Origin of the sequence: Rahnella sp. R3(2024) (assembly GCF_042920125.1) — a bacterium.
GTDB lineage: Bacteria > Pseudomonadota > Gammaproteobacteria > Enterobacterales > Enterobacteriaceae > Rahnella > Rahnella rivi.
Genome location: NZ_JBHGBU010000001.1, coordinates 2,523,120 through 2,549,044, shown reverse-complemented (window position 1 = coordinate 2,549,044; position 25,925 = coordinate 2,523,120). Strand labels below are relative to the sequence as shown.

General features: G+C 56.3%; 23 protein-coding genes. 10 read left to right on the top strand and 13 right to left on the bottom strand.

The window, feature by feature from the left end; genetic code table 11:
* Positions 1-235 precede the first annotated feature (235 nt).
* The 3 genes from ABSH60_RS11545 to ugpB are packed head-to-tail and all read right to left on the bottom strand — an operon-like array spanning position 236 to position 3,221.
* Positions 236-1,033, bottom strand: coding sequence for an inositol monophosphatase family protein (locus tag ABSH60_RS11545; protein WP_390974041.1), 798 nt, complete (start codon positions 1,031-1,033; stop codon positions 236-238).
* Positions 1,030-1,863 carry a glycerophosphodiester phosphodiesterase family protein gene (locus ABSH60_RS11540; protein WP_390974039.1) on the bottom strand — a complete coding sequence of 278 codons (834 nt, stop codon included), beginning with the start codon at positions 1,861-1,863 and terminating at the stop codon, positions 1,030-1,032. The genes ABSH60_RS11545 and ABSH60_RS11540 overlap by 4 nt, the downstream gene beginning before the upstream one ends.
* A gap of 32 nt (positions 1,864-1,895) precedes the next feature.
* A complete protein-coding gene (gene ugpB / locus ABSH60_RS11535) occupies positions 1,896-3,221 on the bottom strand; it encodes a sn-glycerol-3-phosphate ABC transporter substrate-binding protein UgpB (RefSeq protein ID WP_390974037.1) in 1,326 nt (441 codons plus the stop codon).
* A gap of 211 nt (positions 3,222-3,432) precedes the next feature.
* Between ugpB and ABSH60_RS11530 the strand changes: the two genes are divergently transcribed.
* Both ABSH60_RS11530 and ABSH60_RS11525 read left to right on the top strand, forming a co-directional pair.
* Positions 3,433-4,506, top strand: coding sequence for an ABC transporter substrate-binding protein (locus tag ABSH60_RS11530; protein WP_390974035.1), 1,074 nt, complete (start codon positions 3,433-3,435; stop codon positions 4,504-4,506).
* An 80-nt stretch (positions 4,507-4,586) separates the two neighbouring features.
* A complete protein-coding gene (locus ABSH60_RS11525; RefSeq protein ID WP_390974033.1) occupies positions 4,587-5,327 on the top strand; it encodes a molybdate ABC transporter substrate-binding protein in 741 nt (246 codons plus the stop codon).
* Between the two features lie 7 nt (positions 5,328-5,334).
* On the opposite strand, the gene ABSH60_RS11520 is transcribed toward ABSH60_RS11525, so the two are convergent.
* Entirely contained in the window at positions 5,335-6,192 is an 858-nt protein-coding gene (locus ABSH60_RS11520; protein WP_122094513.1) for a PA4780 family RIO1-like protein kinase, read from the bottom strand.
* A 472-nt stretch (positions 6,193-6,664) separates the two neighbouring features.
* On the opposite strand from ABSH60_RS11520, the gene ABSH60_RS11515 reads away from it, so the two are divergent.
* Positions 6,665-7,780, top strand: coding sequence for an SDR family oxidoreductase (locus tag ABSH60_RS11515; protein WP_122094514.1), 1,116 nt, complete (start codon positions 6,665-6,667; stop codon positions 7,778-7,780).
* A 97-nt stretch (positions 7,781-7,877) separates the two neighbouring features.
* Here ABSH60_RS11515 and ABSH60_RS11510 read toward each other — a convergent pair whose 3' ends face one another.
* From ABSH60_RS11510 to ABSH60_RS11500, 3 genes are all read right to left on the bottom strand, one after another.
* Positions 7,878-8,501, bottom strand: a complete 624-nt coding sequence (locus ABSH60_RS11510) for a glutathione S-transferase N-terminal domain-containing protein (protein WP_390974030.1) — start codon at positions 8,499-8,501, stop codon at positions 7,878-7,880.
* Positions 8,502-8,538: 37 nt separating this feature from the next.
* Complete coding sequence (locus ABSH60_RS11505) at positions 8,539-9,078, bottom strand: GNAT family N-acetyltransferase (RefSeq protein ID WP_390974028.1); 540 nt, start codon at positions 9,076-9,078, stop codon at positions 8,539-8,541.
* A 79-nt stretch (positions 9,079-9,157) separates the two neighbouring features.
* Positions 9,158-10,030, bottom strand: coding sequence for a helix-turn-helix domain-containing protein (locus ABSH60_RS11500; RefSeq protein WP_390974026.1), 873 nt, complete (start codon positions 10,028-10,030; stop codon positions 9,158-9,160).
* Between the two features lie 189 nt (positions 10,031-10,219).
* Here ABSH60_RS11500 and ABSH60_RS11495 point away from each other — a divergent pair, with 189 nt between their 5' ends.
* Complete coding sequence (locus ABSH60_RS11495) at positions 10,220-11,128, top strand: DMT family transporter (RefSeq protein ID WP_183848347.1); 909 nt, start codon at positions 10,220-10,222, stop codon at positions 11,126-11,128.
* Between the two features lie 136 nt (positions 11,129-11,264).
* On the opposite strand, the gene ABSH60_RS11490 is transcribed toward ABSH60_RS11495, so the two are convergent.
* Positions 11,265-12,005: an SDR family oxidoreductase gene (locus ABSH60_RS11490; RefSeq protein WP_390974024.1), complete on the bottom strand. Its 741-nt coding sequence runs from the start codon at positions 12,003-12,005 to the stop codon at positions 11,265-11,267.
* Positions 12,006-12,125: 120 nt separating this feature from the next.
* Between ABSH60_RS11490 and ABSH60_RS11485 the strand changes: the two genes are divergently transcribed.
* Both ABSH60_RS11485 and ABSH60_RS11480 read left to right on the top strand, forming a co-directional pair.
* On the top strand, positions 12,126-13,028 hold the full coding sequence (locus ABSH60_RS11485; RefSeq protein WP_390974022.1) for a LysR substrate-binding domain-containing protein: 903 nt from the start codon (positions 12,126-12,128) through the stop codon (positions 13,026-13,028).
* Positions 13,029-13,084: 56 nt separating this feature from the next.
* Positions 13,085-13,573: a hypothetical protein gene (locus ABSH60_RS11480; protein ID WP_390974020.1), complete on the top strand. Its 489-nt coding sequence runs from the start codon at positions 13,085-13,087 to the stop codon at positions 13,571-13,573.
* Positions 13,574-13,624: 51 nt separating this feature from the next.
* On the opposite strand, the gene ABSH60_RS11475 is transcribed toward ABSH60_RS11480, so the two are convergent.
* Both ABSH60_RS11475 and hpxO read right to left on the bottom strand, forming a co-directional pair.
* Positions 13,625-15,199 carry a hypothetical protein gene (locus ABSH60_RS11475; RefSeq protein WP_390974018.1) on the bottom strand — a complete coding sequence of 525 codons (1,575 nt, stop codon included), beginning with the start codon at positions 15,197-15,199 and terminating at the stop codon, positions 13,625-13,627.
* A 126-nt stretch (positions 15,200-15,325) separates the two neighbouring features.
* The gene (hpxO, locus tag ABSH60_RS11470) at positions 15,326-16,483 is read right to left on the bottom strand and encodes an FAD-dependent urate hydroxylase HpxO (protein ID WP_217204498.1); all 1,158 of its coding nucleotides are present in this window, start codon (positions 16,481-16,483) and stop codon (positions 15,326-15,328) included.
* Positions 16,484-16,740: 257 nt separating this feature from the next.
* On the opposite strand from hpxO, the gene ABSH60_RS11465 reads away from it, so the two are divergent.
* Complete coding sequence (locus ABSH60_RS11465; protein WP_056776103.1) at positions 16,741-17,595, top strand: LysR family transcriptional regulator; 855 nt, start codon at positions 16,741-16,743, stop codon at positions 17,593-17,595.
* A gap of 112 nt (positions 17,596-17,707) precedes the next feature.
* A complete protein-coding gene (locus tag ABSH60_RS11460; RefSeq protein ID WP_390974015.1) occupies positions 17,708-19,120 on the top strand; it encodes an amidohydrolase in 1,413 nt (470 codons plus the stop codon).
* 86 nt (positions 19,121-19,206) lie between these two features.
* On the opposite strand, the gene ABSH60_RS11455 is transcribed toward ABSH60_RS11460, so the two are convergent.
* Positions 19,207-19,758, bottom strand: a complete 552-nt coding sequence (locus ABSH60_RS11455) for a single-stranded DNA-binding protein (RefSeq protein WP_056776099.1) — start codon at positions 19,756-19,758, stop codon at positions 19,207-19,209.
* A 326-nt stretch (positions 19,759-20,084) separates the two neighbouring features.
* Between ABSH60_RS11455 and uvrA the strand changes: the two genes are divergently transcribed.
* Positions 20,085-22,940 carry an excinuclease ABC subunit UvrA gene (gene uvrA / locus ABSH60_RS11450; protein WP_183848333.1) on the top strand — a complete coding sequence of 952 codons (2,856 nt, stop codon included), beginning with the start codon at positions 20,085-20,087 and terminating at the stop codon, positions 22,938-22,940.
* A gap of 48 nt (positions 22,941-22,988) precedes the next feature.
* Here the strand turns inward: uvrA and ABSH60_RS11445 are convergent, their stop codons facing one another.
* Together ABSH60_RS11445 and ABSH60_RS11440 are read right to left on the bottom strand one after the other, a co-directional pair.
* Positions 22,989-24,170: an alpha/beta hydrolase-fold protein gene (locus ABSH60_RS11445; RefSeq protein WP_390975745.1), complete on the bottom strand. Its 1,182-nt coding sequence runs from the start codon at positions 24,168-24,170 to the stop codon at positions 22,989-22,991.
* Positions 24,171-24,284: 114 nt separating this feature from the next.
* A complete protein-coding gene (locus tag ABSH60_RS11440) occupies positions 24,285-25,202 on the bottom strand; it encodes a LysR family transcriptional regulator (RefSeq protein WP_056776092.1) in 918 nt (305 codons plus the stop codon).
* 99 nt (positions 25,203-25,301) lie between these two features.
* Between ABSH60_RS11440 and ABSH60_RS11435 the strand changes: the two genes are divergently transcribed.
* Positions 25,302-25,922: a glutathione S-transferase N-terminal domain-containing protein gene (locus ABSH60_RS11435; protein ID WP_390974012.1), complete on the top strand. Its 621-nt coding sequence runs from the start codon at positions 25,302-25,304 to the stop codon at positions 25,920-25,922.
* Positions 25,923-25,925 lie beyond the last annotated feature (3 nt).

The following is a 25,925-nucleotide window of genomic DNA, read 5'->3' as shown; positions in this document are numbered from 1 at the left end:
CAGGACACAGCAAAGTGAGTGACAGGAGTCAGAGATAACGGCATAACCCTGAGGAACTTTATGGTGAAATGAAACAATATTTCATTTTGTTAAATGCTGTTCTTTATCGTGTAATCAGAGGGTTACCTGAAGAATTCAGGATGTTACTTCAGGCAGGAAAAAACAGGACGCCGCCCGCATTTCCCGCCAGGCTCCCGAAATGGCCGGGAGCAGCGAGTTGGTGGGCAAGGAGGCGTTAACGCGGCGCAAAATCCGGCCACAGCGGCTGAACGGCGGCCATCAGTGACGGCGTGCCGGTGGCGACCGACATGTGCCGGTAGTTTTCATTTCCGGCCGTACCGGCGAAATGGACAACGGTATCCAGCCCGGCTTCCTGACACAGCACAACGCCTCCCGCGATATCCCACAGCGTGGTGCGACGTTGCAGGTGCCCGTCGATAATGCCTTTGGCGGCGAACACCATGCCGATGGTGGTACAGCGGTAACAATGTACCGACCACTCAGCGGCCCGCAGGCCGCGATAAAACGCCGAGGCTTCATCCAGCTTGTCATCGGAGCTGTCGCCGAGCGACACAATCTGCACATCCCCAAAGCGGTCGTCACGGTGAAACCGCTTGCCGTTGAGGAACAGGCCTTTACCCGATTCTGCGGCAAACAGATCGTTGAGCACCGGCAGCGCAATCACGCCGAGGGTCGGTTTTTTGTTTTCCACCAGCCCGAGCGAGACGCCCCACAGCGGCGAACCGCGCAGAAAATTCGACGTGCCGTCGATAGGGTCAATCACCCAGCAGGCGGCGTCCGTCAGCACGCCCCCCATCTCTTCACCGATGATCGCATCCTGCGGAAAATGCTGTGCCAGCTGCGCACGGATAAACTGCTCCACTGCCACATCGGCTTCTGAAACGAAATCCTGCGGGCGCTTGCTGCTGACTTCAATGCTGTCGCGACGGTTGAAAAAACCCAGCGCCAGTTCGGCAGCCTGAGCGGCAATAGAGCTGGCAATCGCCAGTTTGGCGGAAAGCGTGATCGTCATTGGTTACCTCTGTTTTTAAGCCAGCGCACCAGTTGCCCGACATGGTCGGTCTGAAACGCCCGGACGCCGGCATCCACCAGCACACCCCATACACCGTCGGGATCCACCGCAGCGCGGCTGTCACAGTAATCCAGCGAATGGGAGACATCCAGCGTATTGACCCACAACCGGACGCCGAGGCGTTTAAGTTGCTCGCGGGCGGCGATCACGTCGGCCAGATCGGTAAAGTTCAGTTCAATCATCTGCGCACCGAACTCCCCAATTTTGCGCAAATCATCCGAAAACTTGCCCGGACGGGCGTGCAGGATAGGCATATAAGGGATCCGCGCATCGGTCATTTGCAGCGGAAAACGCTGGGTTTTCAGATCGATTTTGCTTTTAAGCAGCACGCCGTCGGCCATGTTCATGCTGAGGATCAGCGCCACGATGCGATCGAAATCCCGCGCATACTTGATGTCCACATTCACCACGATGCGCCCGCGGGCTTCTTCGAGTAACTCTTCCAGCAAAGGAACGCGTTCGCTGGTGAGCACCATGCCTTCGCGTCCGTCTGCGGCCTTCAGCCTCGCGCGGCGAACGGCTGCCAGCGACATGGTCGCCACCTCGCCCTGATAATCACAGGTACGGTCTAGATGGGCATCGTGGATCACCACCACCTGCGAATCGGCGGTGGTTTGCGCGTCAATCTCGATAATATCTGCGCCCTGATGAATCGCCTCATGCAGCGCAGCGAGTGAATTTTCGGGGGTGGTTTGCCATACGCCACGGTGGGCAATAACCAGTACATCCGGGTTCTCCGGAGAAATCAAAGATCGGGTTAACGCTTTCATCATCACTCCTGACATCGGGAAAAAATCACCGGCTATTGTTTGGCTGCAATCGACGTTTCGAACCGGCGCAGCAGCAGATTTCCGCGGGTCACCATGTTATCGAGCGAGGCTTTAGGGGTTTCCTGACCGTTCCAGACTTTCTCCAGCTCCTCGTCCATGATGGTGCGCACCTGAGACATATTGCCCAGCCGCAGCCCTTTGGTGAACGGCAGCGGCGGCTTGTTGATCATCTGTTTCATCGCGATATCGGCCCCCGGATGGGTCTGATAAAAACCTTGTTCGCGGGTCAGCGTGTAGGCCGCGTTGGTGATCGGCAGATAACCGGTTTTCTGATGCCATTCGGCGGCGATGTCCGGCTCAACCAGGAAGTGCAGGAACTCAGCCACGCCCTTGTAGGTTTCCGGCGTTTTGCCTTTGAATACCCACAGACTCGCGCCGCCGATAAAGGCATTTTGCGGTGCGCCCGGCGCGCCATCCTGATAAGGCATCATGCCGACGCCCACATCGAATTTTGCGTACTGACGGATCCTGTTCAGCGAGCCCGAAGAGGTGGTCAGGATGCCGCAATCGCCGCTGTAGAATTTGGTGGTGGCATCGTCGTTACGGCCATAGAACGAGAAATCCCCTTTCTTGTGCATCTCATTGAGCTGCGTAATGTGTGCCGTCTGCAACGGGCCGTTAAAGTTGAGCACGGCATCGGTACCGTCGAAGCCGTTGTTACGCGTCGCCACCGGTAAACCGTTCCATGCGCTGAAGCCTTCGATCTGGATCCAACCCTGCTGACCGGCATTGGTGTAACCACATGTCATACCCGCCGCGCGCAGTGCCGCGGCGTCCGCCGCCAGCGCATTCCAGGTTTTAGGCGGCTCGTCGGGATCCAGCCCGGCTTTTTTAAACGCATCTTTGTTGTAATACAGCACCGGCGTCGAGCTGTTGAACGGCTGCGAGATCAGATGCCCGGTTTTGCTGTCGCTGTAATAGGCCGCCACGGAAGGCACAAAGGCGCTTTCGTCATTAGGGATGCCCGCATCCCTGAACACCTGCGCCACAGGCACCACGGCGTTGCTGGCCATCATGTTCGGCGTGCCCACTTCATACACCTGCAAAATATCCGGCGCGTTACCGTTGCGGTACGCCGAGACGCCTGCGGCCAGCCCCAGCTCATAATTGCCTTTGTAGACCGGCACCACGCGGTATTGCGGATGAGTTTGGTTAAAACGGTCAGCCAGCGCGCTGACCTCTTTACCTAAATCACCGTCCATGGAATGCCAGAAAGTCAGCGTCGTTTGCGCCTGTGCGCCAAAGGCCATTACCGCCAGCGCACTCATCAGCGTGGCGCGCATTACAGGGTTTTTCATGATCGCTCCGGTTGAAAAGCTTAACAATTATCCGGCGGTAACCTTGGCACGCGTGTATGACAATTCAGGGAGGAAATCATGAACAAACGGTGACATGCCCCGCATGAGCTCAGCCAAAAAACGTTGCGCAAAGCGGGATTGTCGGCGGTCATATTCATCTCGTCCTTAACGCTATATAATCCTATGCATAACGAAATCAGAGGATCCTGCCGTGCGTTCATTTTCATCCACCGTCCTTCTCGGACTTGTACTGAGCTTTTCCGTCCCTTCCGCTTTTGCTTCCCGCCTGATAACCGACCAGCTGGGCCGGCAGGTGACCCTGCCTGACAAGGTTGATCGCGTGGTGGTGCTGCAACATCAGACCCTGAATCTGCTGGTACAGCTCGACGCCACCCGCAACATCGTCGGTGTGCTCAATAACTGGCAACAGCAGCTCGGCAGCGGTTATGTGCGGCTCGCGCCTTCACTGGTGAACACGCCGGTGGTCGGCGATCTGACCAGCGTCAATCTGGAAAGCGTGGTCGCGCTGCATCCACAGGTGGTGTTCGTCACTAACTATGCGCCGCAGGAAATGATCGACCAGATAAGTCAGACCGGTATCGCCGTGGTGGCGGTGTCGCTGCGTGACGATCCGAAAGGCGAAGAACACAAAATGAACCCGGCGCTGCCGGATGAAGACCGGGCGTATACCGAAGGGCTGAAAAAAGGCATTACGCTTATCGGCGACGTGATGAACCGCCAGAAACAGGCGCAGGCATTGATCGACTATACTTTTTCTCAGCGTCAGCTCACCGGCGAACGGCTGAAAAACATTGCGCCGGCGCAGCGTATCCGCACGTATATGGCCAATCCTGACCTGACCACTTACGGATCCGGTAAATATACCGGGCTGATGATGGCGCGTGCCGGGGCCATGAACGTGGCGGCCGCGACGGTGAAAGGTTACAAACAGGTATCGCTGGAACAGGTCATCGCCTGGGATCCGCAGGTGATCTTCGTGCAGGATCGTTACCCGGAAGTGGTCGGGCAGATCAACCACGATCCGAACTGGCAGAGCATTGATGCAGTGAAAAACCACCGCGTATACCTGATGCCGGAATACGCCAAAGCCTGGGGCTACCCGATGCCTGAAGCGATGGCGATCGGTGAATTGTGGATGGCGAAAAAGCTGTATCCGCAAAAATTTGCTGACATCGACATGCAGAAACAGGCAGATGCTTACTATCAGCGCTTCTACCGGACGGATTTCAAACCCGCCGCAGAAGCCCCGCACGCGGGGAAATAATGCTCTTCTTTGCGTCGTACATGCTGTTGAAATCACTGCGTTTCAACGACTTTTTTGAAGCAATGTGACAAGGAGATCTGATGACAAAATCGATCAAAGTGCTCGCCGCGGGCAGTCTGCGGCGGGCGTGGGCGCCACTGTGTGAGGCGTTTCAGGCAGAAACGGGCATCCGCGTGGTCACCGAATTCGGCCCTGCCGGGCTGCTGCGTGAACGGATCGAAAAAGGTGAAAAACCCGATCTGTTCGCCTCTGCCAACACCGCGCATCCGCTGGCGCTGCAACAGCACGGCAAAGCGCTGGACGTGCAGACCTTTTGCGGCAACAGCCTGTGCGTCACCGCGCGTAAGATGCCGGAACTGGAGAAGCTTAACTGGCTGAGCGTACTGCTCGATCCGCGTTTTCGCCTGGCGACATCGACGCCGCAAAGCGATCCTTCCGGTGATTACACCTGGCAAATGTTCGAACTGATTGAACGACGTCATCCCGATTCCGGCGCGGTGCTGCGCAATAAAGCGTTGCGTCTGGTGGGCGGCGAGAAGTCGGCGAAAGTGCCGGAGGGGAAACTGGCGGCAGAATGGTTGATTTGCACCGGGCAGGCCGACGTCTTTATCGGCTACACCAGTTACGCCACCCTGCTGCGGGAAAATGATGAGCTGGAGGTGTTTAATATTCCTGCGGATTACAACGTGCGCGCCAGCTATGCGCTCGCCACCTGTACGGAGAAAGCGAAACCGCTGGCGGAGTTTATCCTGTCAGAAACCGGCCAGCATATTTTGCAGAACGCCGGTTTTTGCGGGAAGCATTCGGTGATGCCGGACTGATAACGGCTTAGTGGTCGAGATCGCGTTCTTTCATTGCCCGCTGACGATCGTAGTATTCATCTTCGGCGGCAATGATCTCATCGAGCAGTGAATCCACATCGGCTTTATGCGTATCTTCGGCGAAGTGCCCGGTAAGAAGGGTTTCCGGCGTCAGTTTGCCATCTTCATACAACGCCCAGATTTCTTTCGCGTAGCGGGTCGTCTGCAACTGCGGCGCAAAGCGGCTGTAGTATTCGGTCATGTTATTCACATCGCGTTCAAACATGGATTCGGCGTGGTTATTCGCCGCGGCATCCACGGCCTGCGGCAGATCGATAATCACCGGCCCCTCGGCATCCATCAGCACGTTAAACTCTGACAAATCTCCGTGAACGATACCCGCACACAACATCCGCACGATATTGCGGATCATCGTCTCGAAATCCGCCACGGCTTCTTCTTCCGTCAGGATCACATCACTCAGACGTGGCGCTACCACGCCATCGCCGTCGGTGATGAGCTCCATCAGCAGCACGCCATCCAGACAAATATAGGGCTGCGGTACGCGCACACCGGCATTCGCCAGACGGAACAACGCATCGACTTCCGCCGTCTGCCAGGATTCTTCCTGCTGCTTGCGGCCAAACTTCGAGCCTTTTTGCATCGCACGGGCGTTGCGGCTGTTACGGACTTTTCGGCCTTCCTGATACTGAACGGCCTGCTTGAAACTACGCTGCGTAGCTTCTTTGTACACCTTGGCGCAACGGATCTCTTCACCGCATAAAACAGTGTAAACGTCGGCTTCTTTGCCACTTTTCAGTCGACGGACCACATCGTCTATCAGGCCGTCATCCACCAGAGGTTGGATTCTATTTGGGATTTTCATGCAGCCTTGTACCTTATTTCAGCGCGTGAGGGAATGATCTGCGCAATATTCCCTGCATTACACACCAGACACGCCGTTCGCGTCATCCTCGTTATCGCTCCGGAGCAGTCCAAAGACAGACCCCCCTAAACATGAGTAGTTTAACGTAGTGACAGCATGGTGGATACTTTCTGCACGTATCTTCTCGCTATTATGCGTAAAAATGGCCCCCTGCGCGCCCTGTTGCCCCTCCGGTTTATTCGCTGTTAATTTGGCTTAAATAACGAGAAGAGAGAACGAATGTATTATTGAGATGTTTCCCGGTGTAACCAACAAATGCCATATATTTAGTTTTTCATTAAAATGAACTTTCCTGATTTTTTAAGCTTTTCGTGCTGTTTAACTGCCGTTTAATTAGCGCAAAAAACGGTATACGTTCTGTTTACAGTCCGGGTGATACTGTCTCAATACTTTCCCGTTGCAGGTCTTAATAATGAACAGTATTTTAATTACCGGTGCCACTGGTTTTGTCGGCGGTGCAGTTGTTGAATATCTTTTACGTCAGAAATTAACGGCGAAGAGCCAGTTATTGTTATTAGTCAGAGCCGACGATAATGCGACGGGACTCGCCAGAATCATCGATAATTTAAAGAAATTTGAATTAAGCGACGAACTGCTTTCTGCGTTAACTGAACAGTCTATTTTAACCGGGGATCTTGCCGAACCCGAAAGCTTTATTCACGACCCGCGTTTAGATCAGGTCACTCACGTGATCAACTGTGCGGCGATTGCCTCGTTCGGCAATAATCCGGCCATGTGGCGCGTCAATGTCGAAGGCTCTCTGGTGTTCGCCAAACGCATGGCGCAGGTGAAAGGCTTGCAGCGTTTCGTTCACGTCGGCACGGCGATGGCCTCCATGCCGGACAAAGACAGCGTGTTCTATGAAGGAATGCCGGACAACGAGCACAACGAAGACCTGGTGCAGTACACCATTTCCAAGCGTGCTATCGAGAATCTGGTGCGTTCAGAGTGCCCGACACTGCCGTTTGTGGTGGCACGTCCGTCGATTATCGTCGGTCACACTCAGTACGGTTGCCAGCCGTCGAGCAGCATTTTCTGGGTCTTTATGATGGCCATCAAGCTGAAGAAATTCACCTGTAACCTCGACGATGAAGTCGATGTTATTCCTGTCGATTATTGCGCCATGGTACTGGTGAAATTATGCCTGGCCGCCGAACTGAGCCACAGCTTCTATCATATTTCGTCCGGCGCGGAAATGTGTACACCCTTCCATGAAATAGATACCTCGGTGGCAAAAGCCAATAATACTTCGCGTATTATTAACGAATACGAGCAGATCAGTTATCAGGAATTCACCGGCATTCGCAAACAATTTAAAGATGTTTTAGGGCCGTGTAATGACAAAATTATTTTACGTGCCATTAAATTGTACGGCGGATTCGCGCAGTTAAACGTGAAGTTTGATAATTCCCGGCTGATGGATATGGGCATTCCTAAACCGGCGGCATTTAAGAGTTATATTGATAAGTGTGTTTTCTCGACGCATGGTCAGACAATTCCTGAACTCATGAGAGTCGATTTTAAATAAACCGATGCGTCTGTTGAAAAATAGAGAAGGTTTAGAATAACAGGACGCGGCACAGGACATTGCCGCGTCTTTTTTTATTTTCAGCCCGGCATCCGCATCAGACCATGCCGTTACGACCAAACAGCCGGTAACCTTCGCGCTGATTCAGCCGATCGTAATACGCCGAGACCGCAGGCAGCGCCGGGCGCGACATCGGCGTCATCGACCAGCGGTTAACGGCAAGCCCCAGAGGAATATCAGCCAGCGTAAAATTATCGCCCAGCACATAGTCGCCGCTGCGCTGAAGCTGCTCTTCCAGCATCTGCATATGACGGTTCCATTCGCTGACACCGGCATCAATCAGCGCCGGATCGGTGTGCTGAGGGCTGTTGCGCGCCAGTGCCGGAAACGCATATCGCCATGAATTATTCAGCTCACCCGCCTGCCAGTCCATCCACTGTTCGGTCAGCGCACGCCGTTTCGGATCCGATGACAGCAGGTCTTCCCGCCCTTCCTTCGCCGCCAGATATCGGCAAATGACGTTGGATTCCCACAATACGAATTCGCCATCGAGCACCACCGGCACCATGGCATTCGGATTCAGCGCCCTGAATTGTGGCGTCTGCACAGCCTGAAAACCTGAACCAAACTGTTCCTGCTCACATTCCAGCCCCAGCTCGTGGCAGGTCCATAACACCTTACGCACATTGATCGACGTCGATTTACCCAGAATCTTCAGCATGACTTCCCCTGACAAAATGGAACAACCGGAATAACCATCAGGCTTTGGGCTGACGGAGAAAAATCCGCGTTGCCGAGCCGTGATAGGTGGTGTCGGTGTGCGCCACAAATCCGCACTTTTCCGCCAGCCGGACAGACGCCTGATGCTCCGGCGCAATAATGCAGCATAGCTGACGATCGAGGTTTTCATCGGCCCATGTCAGTACCGCCCTGGCCGCTTCGACAGCATAGCCTTTGCCGTGAAACTGCGGTGCCACCACCCAGCCCATTTCCGCCATGCCGTTGAGCGATGGCGTCATCTCCCGCTGATAATCCGCCAGACCAATTTCACCGGCGAACGCCCCTTCTTTACCGTTGTGTTTTTCAAACACAATCCAATAACCAAAACCCAGCATCTGCCAGTGGCCGGTATAGCGCAGTAACCGGCTCCAGCTGGCTTCGCGGCTGGACGGCGTACCGCCAATGTATTTCACCACGGCAGGATCCGCCCACTGCGCGGCAATAGCATCAAAATCATCAATGCGATGACCACGTAAAATCAGACGTTCGGTTTCAATAACAGGCGCTTGGGCGTGCATGGTTGCTCCTCATTTCTCAGAATGACCATCACGTTAGCATTGAAGTTGAAAAGACGGGAAGTGCGGGCGGAGAAAGAAATTAAGATCCGCTGCGCAGTGCGCTCGGCGTGATACCGCGCACGGATTTGAAGCGGTGGCTGAAGTGGCTGGCGGAGCTGAAACCACATTCCAGCGCGATGGCGGTGATCTCCATGCCAGTGGTTTTCAGGAGGTGTTCGGCGCGGATCAGACGGGCGTTCATCACGTACTGGTGCGGCGCCATGCCCATATTTTGTTTGAACATACGGGCGAAATGAAACTCGCTCAGTTCAGCCAGAAGCGCCAGTTCCGGCAGCATCAGGGGTTGCGCAAGGTGAGCGTGAATATAGTCTTTTACCCGGTTCAGAATATGCGGTGCCAGTCCGCCGCGCACCGTCGGCAACGCCCATTGCAGGTGAGTGTAGTTCTTCACCAGATGCGCCATCAGCAGATTTGCCGCACTGCTCAGCATCAGCTGATTACTGTTTTCCTGCCACTGGCTGCTGAGCAAAAAGTGGCGATAGAGCAGCGTGATCTGCGGATCTTCTTCGAACGTGCGTTCTTCCATCTGAATCGCTGCCGGGCTGCGATCCCAGGTTTGCTCCACCAGATGACGCAGATGTTCATCAGAGCAATACACATGCACGAATGACAAATCATCGCGCACATCCCAGCTCGACATGCTGTTTTTTGGCATCAGACAAAAGCGGTCCGGGCCGCCGCCGTTGCGCCAGCCACCACGGGTTTTGTGATAACACTCGTAGCCGTCAGCGACGTACAGACTCAGCGTATGGTGATCCGGGCTTTCCTGGGTCACGGTGTCATTTTTATTCGACCAGGCCGCCAGCTGAATACCTGAACTCAGCTCCACACTGTCGTGCAGAACCGCTTTGTGCTTACGCAGCGTGTCGAAAGCCTGATAAACCTTGGTCATGACCTGCACCCGGAGGAAAAAGAAGAGGCCCAGTTTACGGGTTTTGACGGCATGAGAGCCAGATATTGCCACGCCGGCGCACAAAGAAATGCGCAAGAATATGCAACTCAACCGCAAGCCGTTGAAAGCCAAAGGCACCGGATTACCGCACACTTCCCTCAGACCATTATTTTTCAATGAGAGAAGTCGATGAACGCTCTGCTTTATATTTCGGTGATTATTATCTGGGGCACCACCTGGTTTGCGATTTACCTGCAACAGGGCGATGTGCCGGTGACGGTATCGATCTTTTACCGTTTCCTGCTGGCGGCGGTGATTATGCTGGTGGCGCTGCTGGCGGCCCGTCGCCTGCGCAGGCTCGCCCTGAAAGATCATCTTTTTTGCATCGTGCAGGGCTGCTGCGTCTTTTGCTTCAATTTTTACTGCTTCTATCACGCAGCGGCTTACATCACCAGCGGGCTGGAATCGGTGATTTTCTCGATGGCCGTGCTGTTCAACGCGTTCAACGGCATGGTGTTTTTCCGCCAAAAACTGGCACCGGCGGTTATTCCGGCGGCCGTTCTCGGGCTGGCGGGAATTATCACCCTGTTCTGGCACGATCTCAGCGCCGCCCACATTGCACCGGAACTGCTCAAAGGCATTGGCCTGAGCCTGCTCGGTACCTACGGTTTCTCGCTCGGCAATATGATCAGCGCCCGTCATCAGCGCCGGGGGCTGGACGTTCTGTCCACCAACACCTACGCGATGTTCTACGGCACAGCGGTGATGGGTGCACTGAGCGTGTTTCAGGGTGCCTCTTTCGCCATCGACCTGACGCCGCAATACCTCGGTTCGCTGGTCTACCTGTCGGTATTCGGCTCCGTGCTGGCCTTCGGCATTTACTTCACGCTGGTCGGACGCATTGGCGCCAGCCAGGCAGCCTACAGCACGCTGCTGTTCCCGCTGGTCGCCCTGACCGTTTCCACTTTCTACGAAGGGTATCAGTGGCACATCAACGCCGTCATCGGGCTGGCGCTGATCCTGCTCGGTAATCTGGTGATGTTCTGCCGCCCGGCATGGCTGGAGATGTTCAGGCGCAAGGCGGCGGTGTCGCTTTAAATCAGCCCAATAAACTCTCCCCGACAATCCGCGGAATGATGCGCGCGGGCACATCGTTAAAACCCGTAGCAGTATTTCTGATCCGGGTTTTGCCATCTGTATTCCGGCGATTCATCTCCCCCTTAAAACGGGGCGGTTAGAGAATCCCGCCATTCGCCCTCAGCGTCTGGCCGTTCACCCAGGCGCCATCGGGGCCGGCGAGGAACGCCACCACGGAGGCGATATCTTCCGGCTGGCCGAGGCGTTCGAGCGGCGAGGTTTTGGCGAGGGTTTCCACCAGTTGCTCAGATTTGCCGTTGAGGAACAAATCCGTTGCCGTCGGGCCGGGTGCCACAGTATTCACGGTGATCTGGCGTCCGCGCATTTCTTTTGTCAGCACGCGGCTTAGCGCCTCGACGGCCGCTTTGGTTGCGGCATACACGCCGTACGTCGGCTGGTATAACCCGACAACGGTCGATGAGAAGTTGATGATGCGCCCGCCGTTGTGCAGGTGTTTCGCCGCTTCGCGCAGGGTGTTGAAGGTGCCTTTCAGGTTAATGTCGATGAGGCGATCGAATGCGGCATCGTCGGTGTCGGCAATCGCCGAAAGCGTCATGATCCCGGCGTTATTCACCAGCACATCCACGCCGCCAAATGCCTGTTGCGCACTGGCAAACATCCGGCTGACTGCCGCCGCGTCGCTGACATCGGCCTGCGCGCTGATAGCCCGGCCACCTGCCTTTTCGATTTTACTGACGACTGCATCAGCCTCTGCCGCACCGCGCGCATAGTTCACGATCACGGTGAAACCGTCCCGCGCCAGACGCGCTGCGATAGCCGCACCGATGCCACGGGATGCGCCGGTAACCAGTGCCACTTTTTGATTGGATGACGTCATGATGTGTTTCCTTTTTGAGTGATTCGGATTCGTTGTCGCTGAAGAAAGAGTAGCCGATTGACGCTGCCGGATAATTCCCTGATATTCGTTATCACTATCCGGAAAAGGCGAACAATCATCATGGATAAACTCGACAGCATGGCGTTGTTCACCCGCGTGGTGGAACTGCGGAGTTTCACGCAGGCCGCACAGGCGCTGAACCTGAAACGCTCGACGGTGACTGACGCCATTAAACAGCTGGAAACGCAGCTCAACATCCGGCTTTTACAGCGCACCACCCGCCACGTCAGCCCGACGCTGGATGGCGAAGCCTATTACCAGCGCTGTCTGCGCATTCTGGCAGAGGTGGAAGATGCCGAAATGGCCTTCGCAGGGGCGCAGCCGAAAGGGCTATTGCGGGTGGATGTGCACGGCACGCTGGCGCGGCATTTCGTGTTGCCCGGCCTGCCGGATTTTCTGGCGCAATATCCTGATATTGAGTTTTACCTGAGCGAGGGCGACCGGCTGGTGGATCTGGTGCGCGAAGGCATCGACTGCGTGATCCGCGCCGGTGAGCTGAAAGACAGCGATATGGTGGCGCGCCCGCTCGGCACGCTGCCGGAAATCACCTGCGCCAGCCCGGACTATCTGCAACGGTTCGGCACGCCAGACACACCGGACGATCTCACCGGACACCGAATGATTGGCTACCGCTCCAGTGCGACCGGCGGGCTGTTGCCGCTGGTTTTTCAGGTTCAGGGCAAAACCCGTGAAATTCTGCTGCCGACGCCATTTTCGGTCAACGGCGCGGAGAGTATGAAAGAAGCCGCACGGCGCGGAATGGGCATTATTCAGGTGCCAAAATACGCGCTGACTGACGATCTCGCGCAGGGAAAACTGGTGCAGATCCTGGCCGGTTTTCCGGTGGGTGCGATGCCGGTGGCTTTGCTTTATCCCCGCAACCGCCAGCTTTCGCCACGCGTTCGGGTATTCATTGACTGGATGGTCAAAGAGTTTGCGCGGCGCGATCCGCATCTGACATAGTAGATTTCTCAGGTCTGAACCCGCTACGTTGAAAGGCTAAAAATCAGGAGACGCCGATGACCCAACCTGCTGTATTGCTGCATATTGGCCGCGAAGAAACGCGGGTTACCGTCCGGCATGACGATATCGACGAGAAAATATTGCCGCTGACACTGGGCTCACAGCTGACTTCCGTCGGCTATTTTCGTCATACGCCGCCAACGCCGGATGAAATGGAAAACGCCATTATGGTGGTCGAGGATGAAATCATCCGCATCCGCCACGATATCCCGCCGGGCGCACAATTGTTCAGTACCGATAACGATATTCGCGCACTGGCACGCATTGCAGGCGTGGCTGAAAATGAAGTGATGACGCTGTCTCTCGAGGCCGTGGAGCGCACGTTCGACCGGCTGGCATTGGTGATCAACGGACGTCCTGCGCAGTTCGAGGGCATACCCGATGGCAATGATTTCGCCGCCACTCTGCTGATTTTGCGCGAGTTTATGCATCATCTGCAATTTGCGGATATCGTGCTGAAAGGGGCGAAGTTTGAGATGTTGTGATAACAGTAACAGCCCCTCACGGGGCTGTTGAAAAGGCCGTCAGGCCAGTGTTCATCGGTTTTTCAGCGCGCCCGGATCAGACTCCAGCAGCACCAGGCTGCTGAGATCTGGCTGGTTTTGCTGACGCAGATAATCTTCAAAGGAGAGGCGCGGATGGTTGCTCTCCCAGTCTGATTGCAGCTTGCCGAGCAGATCAGTGGTTTTCGAGGTGTGCACCGGCGTGGTGGTGTCTGACTCCAGCCATCCCTTCACATATTTTTGGATATGCGTGGAAGTACTGGCGCGCTGATCCACCGACGCACTCACCAGAGCCCCCTTCTGATACTGAATATTGGTGGTGCTCTCGGCCTTGTCATCAATCTGATAATACAGATAATTCTGCGAGTTTCTGTCGGTCGTCAGGTTGAGCTGTAAACCCGACGTCAGCGCTTTGTGGTAGCTGGCGACCAGATGTGACTGCTGCTTCTGCGAGATATGCCGATCCTGCGTGCCGGTACCGGTAATGCTGCTCGACTGCGACACCTGATACGAGAAGGTGTCCACCTCGTCCGGGCGCATCGGGTTGGTTTTATCCACCGGCGTCTGCGAGACAGAGGCCGTGAAATCTGCCAGACCAGATACCATGTTTTTATCGGTCCGGGTCAGCGAGAAATACACCGGTTCTCTGGCGCTGCTTTTATGCGTGGTCGCGCTCTCGCCATAATTCGAGTTCAGCGCCGTAAACGCATCCCTGAACATGGTCATCAGCGCATCGTCCGCGTTACCCCGGCTCCCCGCATTGTCGAACTGTTTCAGATACTGGTTCAGCGCCTGCGTCTGCTGATTTTCCGTACCCAACAGGGCGCGCTTGCTCATGTCCACGCTGATATTCACGGTGCCGTCGATCCCGGTGGATTTCACCGAGCGGGTACCGGCGTCAGCATGAAAATCCAGCGTCCGGGTGTTTTCAGTACCCAGACTGGCGTGCAAATCCACCGACGTCAGCACCGAGGTATCAAACTTTGTCAGTCCGCTCAGATCGAGCTTCGGCGGCTGCGCCGTCAGGCCATCAATCGCTTTCTGAAAACCTTCCGCCATGTTCGCCAGCGCCTTGCGGTCGGCATCGCTCAACGTGCCTTTGCTGACATTCACCTGCACACCCAGCCCGTCATCATCACTGCCGAGCGTGATCTCCACCAGCGCGCCGCTGGCGGTTTTGATACTCAGGCTGATCTGATTGTCGGCTTTGGTGTGGAGCTGGGTTTGGGCGGCAACGTTACCCGCAGAACTGGCGGACTGAGCGGAAGTCTGCTTCATCACCGATTGCGAATAACTGCCGCTGTCGGTGGTAAAGCGTTCAAGCAGGGCGGCACCGAGTCCCGAAAAACGTGCCGCATTACCGGCGTTGCTGAAATTCGAGGCGAGCTTTGAAGACATCAGGTCGCTGGAAGAACGTTCCCAGACCAGTGCCGGTTTGGTGATGTTGTAGACCGGCGACATGGCGTCGGTCTGGCCGATCATTACCGCGGCGGATTGCGCCGTTGTCGCTTGCTGCTGACTGGCCGCCGGAGAAACCGTGGCCGTCGTTTTGGTGGCGGTAAGCAGCGTATTAAGCGCCTGATTACCTGTCGCAGAGATAACTGTCATCCTGATGAGTCCCTATGTTTTTGCGTCATAGCGCCAGTGGATACCTTGATCCTTCTGATGTTATTTTCGGCAAAAACACAGGAAACTTTAAGGAGTTGTAAAAACTTATTTCCTGCGCATTACAGGTTATTCCAGCGGGCCGCCCAGAATGGTTTCGCACATGCCGGAGAGAATGCGCTCGCCGGTTTCGGTTTTCAGATCTTCGTACCATTGTTCGGTGACGGCCATCTCTTTGCCGTGGGTCACGTCGCAGCGTTTGCGGGCTTTCAGCACCAGATCTTTCACGCGGTACGCGCGTTTTTCCTGATAACGCAGCAGCGCATCTTCAATGCCTAACGAATTGGTTTGCAACATATTCGCCAGTACCACGGCGTCTTCCATCGCCGCGCAACCGCCCTGCCCGATATCCGGCGTGGTGCTGTGGCCGGAATCGCCGAGCAGCGCAATTCGCCCTTTCACCAGTTGCATAAACGGGTCGATGTCGTGGATTTCGACGCGGTTAGTCGTCTGCGGGTCAATCTGGCGGATCAGCTTCTGCACCGGTTCCGCCCAGCCTGCAAAATAGCCCTGCAAATCATCGCGTACGGTGGTGCGATCCTGCGGTAAACCTTTCGGCAGCGGCACGTCAAAGAAGAAGTAGAAACGGTTGCCGCTCACCGGCATCAGGGAAACGCGTTTGCCTTCGCCGACAAACGTCGTCCACTGATCGGCAGGGGCGATGCTTTCGTCGATTTCCACCAGACCGTTCCAGTTAACGTAACCAGCGTAGCGGCGCTCTGTGGCGTAGCCCAAAACATGCTGGCGGATAATGGAATGGGTGCCGTCGGCGGCGATCAGTAAATCGCCGGTGGCAGAGGTGCCGTCATCAAACCAGGCGGTGACGCTGTCGGCGGATTCCTCAACGTGCGTCACGCGCTTGCCAAACTGCACCCGATCGCGGCCATAAGTGTCGAGCAACATCGCCTGAAGTTCCGCGCGCGCCACCGGATAAGGCTGCTCGCCAACGCTCTGAATCAGCGGATCCATACTGAATCGCGTCATGGTCTGGCCTTGCTGATATTCTTTGTAGGCCATAAAACGCATGTTACCGCCAAGCTCGCGCAGCGCGTCTTTCATGCCGAGATAGTTCAGGCACTTTACGCCGTTGGGCCAGATGGAAATCGCCGCGCCGACCGGTTTGATCTCTTTCACCGCCTCAAAGACCGCCGTCTCGATCCCAAAACGCTTCAGCGCAATCGCCGCACACGCACCGCCAATACCGCCACCAATCACGATCGCTTTCATGTTGTTCTCCTTGAAGTCTCACAAGGAAAAAGCAATTTCTGTACCAGAAAGACAATTTGCCGCCGAAGCCTTGTATACAATCTTAAGTGAAATCAGAAACTGCCGGAGTGCGGGAGTGATGCCCTAAAACAAGGCGTCCTTTTGGAGCAGGAGGCACGAAACCGCCGCGCAATGAGTCAGTCTGGTGCGGCGGCGTGAAGGTTGATACTCTCCCCGGTATTCAAATTTCAAATACCACAACCATAAGTAGTGATGAAATGAATCGCTATCCCATGTTCAGCCCGCAGCAGTTACTCAGCTTTGTCGCCGTGTGTGAAACCGGCAGTTTTACCCGCGCCGCCGACCGCGTTCATTTGTCGCAATCGACGGTCAGCCAGCAAATCCGCCGCCTGGAAGAGGCGTTAGCGAAACCGCTGCTGGAACGCACTTCCCATCAGGTTCAGCTCACCGAAGAGGGCGAACGCCTGCTCGGCTATGCCCGGCGGATCATCGCGCTCAACGGTGAAGCACACGATGCGCTGAGCGACCAGTGGCCGGACGGCGTGGTGCGCCTCGGCGTACCGGAAGATTTTGCGGCAGCGACCACCTCCCTGCTGGCGCAGTTTTGCCGCGCCCATCCGCATATCCGCCTCGACGTTACCAGCGGCCTGAGCCACGAACTGCGCCGCGCCTGGCAGCAGGACATGCTGGACATCATTCTGGTGAAACAGCTGACCGGCGAAAAAGCCAATGCCTCACGCCCCGAGCCGATGCTGTGGCTCGACAGCGCCGAGTATCCGGCCTTTGAGCGCAATCCGGTGCCGCTGGTGCTGTTTCCGCTCAATGCGCTGTATCGCGAAGAACTGTGTCAGGCGCTGGATGCCCTCGGGCGCAGCTGGCGCATCAGTTACAGCAGCGCCAGCCTCGCCGCGCTGGTGGCCGCCAGCGCCGCCGGACTGGGCGTCACCTTATTGCCCGCCAGTTGCCGCCTGCCGGCGCACCGGGTTTTGGGCACCGAAAGCGGATTACCGCAAGTAGATAACGTCGAACTGGCGCTGTTTTACCGCCCCGATGCCACGCCTGCGCAAATCGCACTGGCCGGAAAATTAAAGGATTTTTGTCAGCTCAGTTAGCCATTAGGTTTCCCACTGGCTGGCAGTGGGAAAAATCGCAGCCGGAACCGGCGATATCTTTTAGGGTGAAAGGGAAACAGCATCCTCCCGCATCATGATTAAGGAATTCGACGTGCAAAATCCTCAGCAACAAAGCCGCAGACACTTTCTCTCTCATAGCGCCAAAATCACCGCGACCGGCGCACTGCTGACCGCAGGCATGGCCTCCGGTATCGCATCAGCAGCGCCATTTAAAGCAGGCGCGATGGATGAAAAATGTGACGATGCCAGCCAGATCAACGCGATTACTGCGCCGCACTATCAGCTGCGCAATGTGCGGCTGGAAGAGGGTTTTGAGCGCGAAGGCGAGACAGTCATTGCCACCAAAACCGGCCTGTACAATCTGGACATCAACAACGGCAAAATCGTGGCGATCCAGCCTGCGAAAGATGCACCGGCCAGCACCTTACCTGCCTTTGATGCCCGGGGATTACTCCTGCTGCCCGCCACGCGCGACATGCATATTCACCTCGACAAGACCTTCTACGGCGGCAAGTGGGAAGCGCCGCGCCCGCGTAAAGGCAAAACCATCATGGACATGATTGCCCGCGAACAGGTGCTGATCCCGCAACTGTTGCCGACCTCGGTGGAACACGCAGAGGCAATCATCGGCCTGCTGCATTCCAAAGGCACCACCGTGGCGCGCAGCCACTGCAATATCGACCCGGTGAGCGGCCTGAAAAGCCTCGAGCATCTGAAAATCGCGCTGGAAAAACATCAGCAGGATTTCAGTTGTGAAATTGTGGCATTTCCGCAGCACGGTTTACTGCACTCGAAAGTCGACGGGCTGATGCGCGAAGCGATGCAAATGGGCGTGCAGTACGTCGGCGGGCTGGACCCGACGAATGTAGACGGCGCGATGGAAAAATCCCTCGATGCGATGTTCCAGATTGCGCTGGATACAAACAAAGGCGTGGATATTCATCTGCATGAAACTACGCCTGCCGGGATTGCGGCGGTGAAATACATGATTCAGACCGTGGAAAAAAACCCGCAACTGAAAGGCAAAGTGACGCTCAGCCACGGTTTCGCGCTGGCGATGATGCAGGGTGCGGAAATGGAAGGCGTGATCGCCGGGCTTTCCGGGCAGCAGTTCACCGTCGCTTCCACCATTCCGCTCGGCAAACTGAACATGCCCCTGCCGCAGCTCAGCCAGAACGGCGTATTCGTGATGACCGGCACCGACAGCGTGATCGACCACTGGTCGCCGTTCGGCACCGGCAGCATGCTGGAAAAAGCCAGCCTGTACGCCCAGCTCTACGGCAACTCCGACGAATTCGGCCTGACGCGCTCCCTCGCCATCGCCACCGGCAACGTCCTGCCGCTCGACGACAGCGGCAACCGCCAGTGGCCCGCGGTGAACGATAACGCCGAAATGATCCTGGTCGACGCCAGCTGCTCCGCCGAAGCGGTAGCCAGAGTGTCCGAGGTGAAAGCGACGTTCCATCAGGGCAGATTAGTGTTTGGTGCGGTGGGGAAAGTTTGAAGGATGAAAGATTCCTGAATGCCGGACAACAAAAAGCCCCTTTCGGGGCTTTTTTCATTTCTGACATGGATGCCCGAAGGCAGGTATCAGAACGGGATATCGTCGTCGAAATCCATTGGCGGTTCGTTGTTCTGTGCTGGCGCGTTGTTTTGCGCAGCCGGACGAGCCTGCTGGCCGCCGCTGAACTGGTTGCCGCCTTGTGGCTGCTGAGGCTGACCCCAACCGCCTTGCTGACCGCCTGACTGGCCGCCTGCTGCCTGGCCGCCGCCTGCTGGTGCGCCGCCGCCGGTACGGCCGCCGAGCATCTGCATGGTGCCGCCCACGTTAACGACAACTTCGGTGGTGTATTTTTCAACGCCAGCCTGATCGGTCCATTTACGGGTTTGCAGTGCACCTTCGATGTAAACCTGAGAACCTTTCTTCAGGTATTCACCGGCAACTTCCGCCAGTTTGCCGAACAACACAACGCGGTGCCATTCGGTTTTTTCTTTCTGTTCGCCGGTGGCTTTGTCACGCCAGCTTTCGGAGGTCGCCAGTGTCATGTTGGCCACTGCGCCGCCGTTTGGCATGTAGCGGATTTCCGGATCTTGTCCGAGATTACCGACGAGTATTACTTTGTTTACGCCTCTGCTGGCCATGTGGATTCTCCTGATGATGTATGTCGTGGCTGAAACCACAATCCGAGGTGTGGAAGGTCACACTTTGCAGCATTATAACCATAAAACGATACCTTCGTACCATGGATGTCTGAGGATGCGGCATTCTTTCCAGATTGTTCAGCAAACGTTCCGCTGTTACATCGAGTACTGGATATACATTCAGGTTTCGGGGTGGCATAGACTGTGATTTGTGTCATAATTGCGCGTTACGTTCTTCTCTGTGCCTGACTCGCTGACCGGCGCGATGCTCCATTTTCCGCAGGTCACCGGCACGGTGAGCTATCACGTTAATCCGGGAATGATGAATGGATAAGATCGAAGTTCGGGGCGCACGTACCCATAATCTCAAGAATATCAACCTGATTATCCCGCGCGACAAACTGATTGTTGTCACCGGCTTATCGGGTTCAGGCAAGTCCTCTCTGGCGTTCGATACGCTGTACGCCGAAGGCCAGCGTCGTTACGTTGAGTCGCTGTCAGCCTATGCTCGTCAATTTTTATCCTTAATGGAAAAACCGGACGTCGACCATATTGAAGGTCTGTCTCCGGCGATTTCGATTGAGCAAAAATCCACATCGCATAACCCGCGTTCTACCGTCGGGACCATCACGGAAATTCACGATTATCTGCGCCTGCTGTTTGCCCGCGTGGGTGAGCCGCGCTGCCCGGATCATAATGTGACGCTGTCAGCCCAGACCGTCAGCCAGATGGTGGATAACGTCCTCGCACAGCCGGAAGGTCAGCGCCTGATGCTGCTCGCCACGATCATTAAAGATCGCAAAGGCGAGCACACTAAAACGCTGGAAAACCTGGCGTCGCAGGGTTACATCCGTGCGCGTATCGACGGCGAGGTCTGCGATCTGTCCGATCCGCCGAAGCTGGAATTGCAGAAAAAGCACACCATCGAAGTCGTGGTTGACCGTTTCAAAGTCCGTGAGGATTTACAGCAGCGTCTGGCGGAATCGTTTGAAACCGCGCTTGAGCTTTCCGGCGGTACCGCCGTGGTCGCCGACATGGATGACCCGAAAGCGGAAGAAATGCTGTTCTCGGCGAACTTTGCCTGCCCGATTTGTGGCTACAGCATGAGCGAGCTCGAACCGCGCATGTTCTCGTTCAACAACCCGGCCGGTGCCTGCCAGACCTGTGACGGCCTGGGCGTACAGCAGTTCTTCGATCCGGACCGCGTGGTGCAAAACCCTGAGCTTTCACTGGCAGGCGGCGCTATCCGTGGCTGGGATCGCCGTAACTTCTATTACTTCCAGATGCTGCGCTCTCTCGGCGAGCATTATGATTTTGATGTGGAAGCGCCGTACAACGACCTGAGCAGCGATGTGCAACACGCCATTCTGCATGGTTCCGGCAAAACGACCATTGAATTCAAATACATTAACGATCGCGGTGACACGTCGATTCGTCGTCATCCGTTTGAAGGCGTGCTGCACAACATGGAGCGCCGTTATAAAGAAACGGAATCCAGCGCGGTGCGTGAAGAGCTGTCGAAATACATCAGCAACCGTTCGTGCGCATCCTGTAAAGGCACCCGCCTGCGGGAAGAAGCGCGTAACGTGTTTGTGGAAGAAACGACCTTGCCGCAAATCTCTGATTTCAGCATCGGTCATGCGATGGATTTCTTCCGCAATATGAAACTCAGCGGCCAGCGTGCGCAGATCGCCGAGAAAGTGCTGAAAGAGATTGGCGATCGCCTGAAATTCCTGGTGAACGTCGGCCTGAATTATCTTTCGCTGTCCCGTTCTGCGGAAACGTTGTCCGGCGGTGAAGCTCAGCGTATTCGTCTGGCGAGCCAGATCGGCGCCGGTCTGGTGGGCGTGATGTATGTGCTGGATGAGCCTTCTATTGGCCTGCATCAGCGCGACAACGAACGTCTGCTGGAAACCCTGATCCACCTGCGCGATCTCGGGAATACCGTGATTGTGGTAGAGCATGATGAAGACGCGATCCGCGCCGCCGACCATATCATTGATATCGGTCCGGGTGCGGGTGTCCACGGCGGCCGCGTTGTCGCCGAGGGGACAGCCGAGGACATCATGGCGCAGGAAGATTCCCTGACCGGTCAGTTCCTCAGCGGTAAACGCGAAATCTCCGTACCGGCGCAGCGCGTGCCGGCGGACGCCGCCAAAGTACTGAAACTTTCCGGTGCCAAAGGCAACAACCTGAAAGATGTGACGCTGACGCTGCCGGTAGGCCTGTTTACCTGCATCACCGGCGTCTCCGGCTCGGGTAAATCGACGCTTATCAACGACACGCTGTTCCCGCTGGCACAGCGCGAACTGAACGGCGCAACGCTTGCTGAAGCCGCGCCTTACCGTGAAATTGAAGGCCTGGGGCATTTCGATAAAGTCATCGATATCGACCAGAGCCCGATTGGCCGTACGCCACGCTCGAACCCCGCGACGTACACCGGCATCTTTACGCCGGTTCGTGAACTGTTTGCCGGTGTGCCGGAATCGCGTTCGCGCGGCTATACGCCGGGGCGTTTCAGTTTCAACGTGAAAGGCGGCCGCTGCGAAGCCTGTCAGGGCGACGGCGTGATCAAAGTGGAGATGCACTTCCTGCCGGACATCTATGTACCCTGCGATCAGTGCCGTGGTAAACGCTATAACCGCGAAACGCTGGAAGTGAAATACAAAGGCAAGAGCATCCACGAAGTGCTGGAAATGACCATCGAAGAAGCCCGTGAATTCTTTGATGCCGTGCCTGCCCTTGCGCGTAAATTGCAGACGCTGATCGACGTCGGTCTGACTTATATCTGCCTCGGCCAGTCAGCGACCACGCTGTCCGGCGGTGAAGCGCAGCGTGTGAAACTGGCGCGTGAGCTCTCAAAACGCGGCACAGGTCAGACGTTGTATATTCTCGATGAACCGACCACCGGCCTGCACTTTGCTGATATTCAGCAGTTACTGGAAGTGCTGCATCAGTTGCGCGATCAGGGCAATACCATCGTGGTGATTGAGCACAATCTGGACGTGATTAAAACCGCAGACTGGATTGTCGATCTCGGGCCGGAAGGTGGTGCAGGCGGCGGTCAGATTCTGGTGGCGGGTACGCCGGAAACCGTGGCGGAATGCAAAGAATCGCATACCGCACGCTTCCTGAAACCGTTGCTGGAACGCCACAGCCAGCAGGCGAAGAAAAGCGCTTAACGTCAACCAGCGCCTCCCCTTCACAGGGGAGGCGTTACTCCTGAAACCCTACTTAAATATCTTCTGTACAAACTCCGCATAGGCCGGACGCCAGACGTCCATTTCGTGGCCGAGATTCGGGTATTCGTGGTAATCAAATTTAATCTTTTTCTCCTCCAGTTCCGATTTCAGCCCGGCAATGTCTTTGCCTGTCACCACGTCTTTTTCACCGACCACAACCGTGAAGTTTTTCAGCTGTGCGTTGATTTTTTCCGGTTCGGCGAAGCGTTTCGCCACGTTTTCATTCGGCACCGTGGTGGTGCTCACACCGCTGAAGGTCGCCAGCCAGCCGAACTGATCCAGGTGAGTCATGCCGCTGACCAGGGTCTGATAACCGCCTTGTGAAAGGCCAGCCAGAGCGCGCCCGGCGGCGTCATCGCGGACGCGGAAGGTTTTGGCAATCAGCGGGATAATGTCGCCGGTCAGCTCTTTATCTGCTGCCGCTGCGTTACGCGGATAAAACTCTTTGCGGCGATCTTTGGTGACGTAATCTTCCGGCACCACCCCTTTGGCGTCGGTTTCGGTATCCGGAATGACCACTAACATCGGCGCGATTTTTTTCTCCGCCAGCAGGTTATCCATGATTTGCGGGATACGCCCCTGATCCAGCGCCGAACGGCCGGTATCACCAAAGCCGTGGTAGAAATAGAGCACCGGCAGCGGCTGTGACGCATCGGTGTAACCCGGCGGCGTCCAGACGGCGACCTGACGTTCGGAATTGAGCGCGGCGGAATGATAGGTCAGCGTGCGGACTTCGCCGTGCGGCACGTTTTTAACATCCAGAATGCTGCCCGGCACCAGGATCAGGCTGGTATTGACCTGACGCTGCGGTTTCGGCATTGCGCTGCCGGGATCGGCAATCCGCAGGCCATCGACGTTGAAGAAATACTCATAGAGATCAGGTTTTTGCGCCTCAGACGTCCAGCTCCACACGCCTTTGTCGTCTTTGCTCATCTGATGCGGAATATACGTGACCGGCGTTGAACCGGTTACCACGTCCACATGCTGCGCCGTCGGGGCATACAGCCGGTAAGTGATAGTGCGATCGGGGTTCACGGCGCTGATGTAAGTTTTCGCCGGCGTGGCCGGGTCAGGATCCTGTGGCAAACTCTGCGCGAACGCAGTCAGGGGAAGCGGCGCACTGAGCACCAGTATCAAAAGCGTGGCAAGATTCAGCCGGTTACGGGTCATCATCCTTTCCTTCTGGTTGGTGTGAGCAAGCGGACAACCTGTCCTGAAGTAACTCACTGTTTTTGCACAACTCTCAGAGTAGGTTATTTTTACCGCACACGAGCGTGACCTGGGTCACTGTTCCGAAGATGCGTTCAGCGCATGAAGTTGCGGCAGCACACTCAGCCGCTGACAGGCGAAATCCCAGAATGTCCGCACTTTGCGCGGCATCTGCTGTACCTGCTGCGCCACCAGTTGTACCGGCAACGGCAGCGGTTCGAAATCGGTTAACAGCCGCACCATGTTGCCCGCCAGCACATCATCCCTCACCTGATACGACAATAGCCGGGCAATCCCCTGACCGCTGCGCACCGCCAGCAGCTGCGACTCGACGTCGTTGAGCAGCAAACGCGGCGAAAGCCGGACGCGCAGTTCATCCTCGTGCGGCCCGAAACGCCATTCGCGCAGTGGGGTCCGCAAGGTGCCCATGACGGTCTGATGGCCGGCCAGTTCCGAGGGATGCTGCGGTTCGCCATGCTGCGCCAGATACGCCGGGCTGGCGACCAGCACGCGGGTGACTTCAGCGACTTTGCGCGCCACTTTGCCGGAATCGTCCTGATGGCCGATGCGTACCGCCAGGTCTAATCCTTCGTCGATCAGATCGAGATTACGGTCGTTGAGCATCATTTCGATCTGCATGTCCGGGTTCTGCGCCAGAAATTCCATCACCAGCGGCGCGACATGTTTGCGGCCAAACTGCACCGGCGCGGTGATGCGCAGCAGGCCGCTGAGCTGAGTTTCAGCGGTATCCTGCACGGCGTCCTGATACTGGCTGAGCAGCAGCCTCGCCTTTTCTGCCAGCCGTGCGCCCGCCTCGGTCGGTGCCAGGCTGCGGGTGGTGCGCTCCACCAGCCTCGCGCCGAAGCGGTGTTCCAGCGAGGCAATGGCGCGGGTGATCGCCGGAGGTGAACGGTGAAGTTTACGGGCGGCTTCCGCCAGGCTGCCATACTGAAGAACGGCGACAAAAATCGCCATTTCGTCTAAACGATCCATAGATTCTTCCACAAAGTGAAACACTCAATTTCAATCTTCGTGGATCTCATTCATTTAATGCAAGAGTAATCTGGACTCACTGCCACAGAGGAGACACTTATGCCCGCCATTCAACTTTACAGCACCCCGCTTTCCGGCCACTGCCACCGCGTGACGTTGTTGCTGACTATGCTCAATCTGCCGTTTGAGGCCACTGAAGCCGGTGCCGACGTGCGCCAGACCGAAGAATTTGCCCGGCTGAATCCGCTTCGACAAATCCCCGTTCTGACCGACGGCGAAGTGGTGCTCACCGACAGCAATGCGATTCTGGTGTATCTGGTGAAACGTTACGCGCCGGACAGCCACTGGCTGCCGGAAGATCCGCTGAAAGCGGCAGAAGTGCAGAAATGGTTATCCCATGCCGCCGGTGAAGTGCGTTACGGCCCGGCGTCGGCCCGGATGGTGAAGCAGTTTTCCGCGCCGGAAGTGTATGAAAGCGCGCTGAAAGTGACGGCGAAATTCCTGCCGCAGCTGGAAGATCATCTGCAACATCGTGAGTTTCTGGCGACAGATCGCGCCACCATCGCCGATCTGGCCTGTTACAGCTATGTGGCGACGGCACCGGAAGGCGGCGTTTCATTGACCGGTTACCCGGCGATCCAACGCTGGCTGCAACGGGTGGAAAGCCTGCCCGGCTTCACGCCGCTGCCCGCCCTGCCGCTGCCTGTTCAGGCGGAGTAAGCG

What these genes read in the sequence shown, in the direction of transcription:
- ABSH60_RS11525 (WP_390974033.1), top strand. Translation starts at nt 4,587, where the DNA reads ATGACAAAATCGATCAAAGTGCTCGCCGCGGGCAGTCTGCGGCGGGCG.
- ABSH60_RS11505 (WP_390974028.1), bottom strand. Translation starts at nt 9,078, where the DNA reads ATGCACGCCCAAGCGCCTGTTATTGAAACCGAACGTCTGATTTTACGT.
- ABSH60_RS11485 (WP_390974022.1), top strand. Translation starts at nt 12,126, where the DNA reads ATGGATAAACTCGACAGCATGGCGTTGTTCACCCGCGTGGTGGAACTG.
- ABSH60_RS11510 (WP_390974030.1), bottom strand. Translation starts at nt 8,501, where the DNA reads ATGCTGAAGATTCTGGGTAAATCGACGTCGATCAATGTGCGTAAGGTG.
- ABSH60_RS11545 (WP_390974041.1), bottom strand. Translation starts at nt 1,033, where the DNA reads ATGACGATCACGCTTTCCGCCAAACTGGCGATTGCCAGCTCTATTGCC.
- uvrA (WP_183848333.1), top strand. Translation starts at nt 20,085, where the DNA reads ATGGATAAGATCGAAGTTCGGGGCGCACGTACCCATAATCTCAAGAAT.
- ABSH60_RS11475 (WP_390974018.1), bottom strand. Translation starts at nt 15,199, where the DNA reads ATGACAGTTATCTCTGCGACAGGTAATCAGGCGCTTAATACGCTGCTT.
- ugpB (WP_390974037.1), bottom strand. Translation starts at nt 3,221, where the DNA reads ATGAAAAACCCTGTAATGCGCGCCACGCTGATGAGTGCGCTGGCGGTA.
- ABSH60_RS11480 (WP_390974020.1), top strand. Translation starts at nt 13,085, where the DNA reads ATGACCCAACCTGCTGTATTGCTGCATATTGGCCGCGAAGAAACGCGG.
- hpxO (WP_217204498.1), bottom strand. Translation starts at nt 16,483, where the DNA reads ATGAAAGCGATCGTGATTGGTGGCGGTATTGGCGGTGCGTGTGCGGCG.
- ABSH60_RS11455 (WP_056776099.1), bottom strand. Translation starts at nt 19,758, where the DNA reads ATGGCCAGCAGAGGCGTAAACAAAGTAATACTCGTCGGTAATCTCGGA.
- ABSH60_RS11500 (WP_390974026.1), bottom strand. Translation starts at nt 10,030, where the DNA reads ATGACCAAGGTTTATCAGGCTTTCGACACGCTGCGTAAGCACAAAGCG.
- ABSH60_RS11515 (WP_122094514.1), top strand. Translation starts at nt 6,665, where the DNA reads ATGAACAGTATTTTAATTACCGGTGCCACTGGTTTTGTCGGCGGTGCA.
- ABSH60_RS11490 (WP_390974024.1), bottom strand. Translation starts at nt 12,005, where the DNA reads ATGACGTCATCCAATCAAAAAGTGGCACTGGTTACCGGCGCATCCCGT.
- ABSH60_RS11495 (WP_183848347.1), top strand. Translation starts at nt 10,220, where the DNA reads ATGAACGCTCTGCTTTATATTTCGGTGATTATTATCTGGGGCACCACC.
- ABSH60_RS11435 (WP_390974012.1), top strand. Translation starts at nt 25,302, where the DNA reads ATGCCCGCCATTCAACTTTACAGCACCCCGCTTTCCGGCCACTGCCAC.
- ABSH60_RS11440 (WP_056776092.1), bottom strand. Translation starts at nt 25,202, where the DNA reads ATGGATCGTTTAGACGAAATGGCGATTTTTGTCGCCGTTCTTCAGTAT.
- ABSH60_RS11445 (WP_390975745.1), bottom strand. Translation starts at nt 24,170, where the DNA reads ATGACCCGTAACCGGCTGAATCTTGCCACGCTTTTGATACTGGTGCTC.
- ABSH60_RS11465 (WP_056776103.1), top strand. Translation starts at nt 16,741, where the DNA reads ATGAATCGCTATCCCATGTTCAGCCCGCAGCAGTTACTCAGCTTTGTC.
- ABSH60_RS11520 (WP_122094513.1), bottom strand. Translation starts at nt 6,192, where the DNA reads ATGAAAATCCCAAATAGAATCCAACCTCTGGTGGATGACGGCCTGATA.
- ABSH60_RS11540 (WP_390974039.1), bottom strand. Translation starts at nt 1,863, where the DNA reads ATGAAAGCGTTAACCCGATCTTTGATTTCTCCGGAGAACCCGGATGTA.